This is a genomic window from Acinetobacter sp. NIPH 2699, from assembly GCF_022549355.1.
Classification (GTDB): Bacteria; Pseudomonadota; Gammaproteobacteria; order Pseudomonadales; family Moraxellaceae; genus Acinetobacter.
Genome location: NZ_JAKZGL010000045.1, coordinates 1 through 308, shown reverse-complemented (window position 1 = coordinate 308; position 308 = coordinate 1). Strand labels below are relative to the sequence as shown.

Annotated in this window: 1 pseudogene; it reads left to right on the top strand. The window is 48.1% G+C overall.

Annotated features, from left to right (window positions below):
- Positions 1 to 308, top strand: a pseudogene (locus tag MMP72_RS15815) (agmatine deiminase); the annotation flags it as partial.

The window sequence follows — 308 nt, the reverse complement described above, 5'->3', positions numbered from 1 at the left end:
GATGGTGGTCCTCTTGGTCCAATCACTGGCATTATTGGCGGTATTACTGGTGGCGGTGGTCCTTTAGGTGCAATCACTGGAATCATCGGCGGTATTACTGGTGGTGACCTTGGCAACAACCCTGTAACGGGAGTCATCCAAACAGGTATTGATATTCTTCAAGGTGTTGAAAGTCTCAAAACCGACCTGATCAATACAGGTATCACGACCGTAGGTGGTGTAGCCAGTGGCGTACTCCCTCAAGTCCATCCTATTGTGGATTTAACCAATCTAGGCACACTCACCTTTGAAACTTCTCGCGATACTGT